Source organism: Bartonella capreoli (assembly GCF_902813205.1).
In the GTDB taxonomy this organism is placed as follows: Bacteria; Pseudomonadota; Alphaproteobacteria; order Rhizobiales; family Rhizobiaceae; genus Bartonella; species Bartonella schoenbuchensis.
The window spans coordinates 1-1,488 of sequence record NZ_CADDZX010000044.1 but is presented as its reverse complement, the minus strand read 5'-3'; the positions used below and the strand labels follow the sequence as shown (position 1 = coordinate 1,488).

At 37.2% G+C, this 1,488-nt stretch carries 3 protein-coding genes and 1 pseudogene; all 4 read right to left on the bottom strand.

Annotation, left to right across the window (positions count from 1 at the left end; translation table 11 throughout):
- Positions 1-64 precede the first annotated feature (64 nt).
- Positions 65-385, bottom strand: a complete 321-nt coding sequence (locus J7R05_RS07120; protein WP_010704015.1) for a hypothetical protein — start codon at positions 383-385, stop codon at positions 65-67.
- A gap of 313 nt (positions 386-698) precedes the next feature.
- Entirely contained in the window at positions 699-968 is a 270-nt protein-coding gene (locus tag J7R05_RS07115) for a type II toxin-antitoxin system RelE family toxin (RefSeq protein WP_208541755.1), read from the bottom strand.
- Positions 952-1,179 (bottom strand): type II toxin-antitoxin system RelB family antitoxin, encoded by a 228-nt coding sequence (relB, locus tag J7R05_RS07110; RefSeq protein ID WP_208541754.1) that lies wholly within the window; start codon positions 1,177-1,179, stop codon positions 952-954. The genes J7R05_RS07115 and relB overlap by 17 nt, the downstream gene beginning before the upstream one ends.
- Positions 1,180-1,293: 114 nt before the next feature.
- Positions 1,294-1,488, bottom strand: a pseudogene (locus J7R05_RS07105) (hypothetical protein); the annotation flags it as partial.

Genomic DNA, 1,488 nt, shown 5'->3' with positions numbered 1-1,488 from the left:
CCTTGAAACAACGGGATTAATTTCTCGATGATCACAACTTGAGCTGTAGCCATCTCAATCACCCTTAAACAGCTGCCTTGTCCTTTATAACAGGCGCAACAATCTCAACACGGGTAATCATCTTGATGGCTTCATCATTTTCACCGGTAACCTGCAAAGGTAAGATCTTGCCCAACAAAGCTAAATAAGCCGCTGGGCATTTGACAGCCTGGCGTTCAAGATAAGAAATCAAACCTTCATTGCCATATTTGTTGCCAGCCTGCTCGGCTGCTTTAATCACAGCCTCTTTAAGAATGCGCGTTGTCTTATTGGGAACACCTTTCACACGCCCTGCTCCTGCATTGGGCGGTGTCCCCTTCACAGACTTATCTGATCCAGATGCCATGGATTATTCCTTTAAAGTGCAAAATACAAAAAAGACCTCACTCTCGAGGGGGCAAGAGGAGGTCAATAAATCGTCAATAAATAAAAACAACTAAACTTGATTATCCTAACAAAAAACCCTGCAAACGCAGGGCTTTCCGTAGCATAGCAAGAAATAAAAATTATATTATAAATCTAATTTTAGGCACAATACGACTAGTGCCGCGATGTCATTAAATACCATTTCTACCACCTTGTCAACTCAAAAATCACGATATGGTATTTTTTATCTCAATTAATCTAAATATGGTATTTGTTAAGCGTAAATGGTCATTTTAGCTTTTATATATATTTTTTCTATGTCCAACAGCTAAAACCAAGACCAAAAGCTCTTTATCGTAGAGATCACATAATATCCTGTAATCTCCCACACGATATCTCCACAAGCCTGATAATGGACCTCTTAAAGGCTTACCCACTACACGCACATCTTCAAGGACAGCAACGTGCTTATCTAAAAAATCAACAATCCGGCGTGCTTCTTTTTTATCACATTTTTTTAAAAAATTGAGAGCCTTTTTTTCATATTTAATCGTCCAAACCAAGCTCTTTCCTCACCTCTTCAGAGCTATAAAAAGTAGCATTTCCCTTTCGAATACGCTCTCTTACTTGTGAAGCTAAATAATAATCTTCCGCTTCCTCTATTCCCTGTTCAATAATCTCACGCAAATAAAAAGACTTTGTACGCCCTGTTTTAAGAGCTAAATTATTCAAACGTGTTTCAAGATCACTTGGTAATCGAATAGATATCGTCATAATATATTCCTAACCTTTTGTATTCATTGTAATACAAGTACAACACATTGTATAGAAAAATGTTTCACATCTTTTTCGAAAGTTTGTGTATCTTATATATTTTAACGCTTTTACTTAACGGTCAAAATATTTACAAAGAGCATTCAGAGCAATGTATAGAGAGCTGACAAGATGTTCTAGTTGTTGATCTTCAATAACGATATACTGCAAAGCAGCATAAAGATTATACTGACGATATAAACCTTGTGCTTCTCTGATAACCTCTTGCATAGCTTCATAGCGATCAGTTGCTACCTCAATCCACTTCTC